Here is a 729-nt window from a genome sequence, read left to right as displayed (position 1 = left end):
CCAGGCGCGGCGCTACCTCGAGATCCTGCGCGGCTGGGTACCGCCGGCCCAGGCCGGCAGCATGGCGCTGGCAGTCTCCGACGAACGCGGCGCCCAGGAGACCCTGGCAGCCTATCGCCTGACACCGGAGCCTTCGGTGATGGTCACCGTCGCCATGGCCTATGAGGGGCTGGATGCGCCGGAGGTGGCGGTGGTAGCGGCGCTGACGCATGTGCGCTCGCGCCCCTGGCTGGAGCAGATGGTGGCGCGGGCGACGCGGGTGGATCCGCATGCCGGACCCTACTCGACACGGCGCGCCCTGGTCTTCCACCCCGATGACCCGCTGTTCGCCCGCTTCCGCTGGCGGATGGAGCGCGAGCAGGGGGGCCAGCTCCGCAAGGATCCGCGGCCGCCTCGCCAGCCGGGGCTCGACCTGCCGGACTGGCTGCAGGACGAGATCGCCGAGACACGCCAGCGCCAGNGACCCTGCGGCTCAGCACCCTGCGGCCGGGACCGGAGTTGGCGGCCGGACTAGCGCAAGCGCGCGAGCCGGAGCCGCAGGGGGACTTCCTGACCCCCTCCGGGGCGGAGCGGCAGTTGCGGCACCGGCTGAGCGAGCAGGTGGCGGCGCAGGCGGTAGAGGATGCCGCGGAGGGCGTCTCCGGGGCGGTGGCACCACCCCGTGGGGCGGGGCTGTACCATGCCTACAACGCGGCGCTGAAGCGCGCCCTGGGCGACAAGGCCCGCAAC

The 729-nt window shown here is 74.0% G+C and carries 1 pseudogene; it reads left to right on the top strand.

The annotated features are described in order from the left end of the window. Positions 1-498 precede the first annotated feature (498 nt). Positions 499-729, top strand: a pseudogene (locus tag QWZ14_RS06035) (hypothetical protein); the annotation flags it as partial.

Source organism: Paeniroseomonas aquatica (genome assembly GCF_030409335.1).
In the GTDB taxonomy this organism is placed as follows: Bacteria; Pseudomonadota; Alphaproteobacteria; order Acetobacterales; family Acetobacteraceae; genus Belnapia; species Belnapia aquatica.
This window is presented reverse-complemented; position numbering and strand designations above follow the sequence as displayed.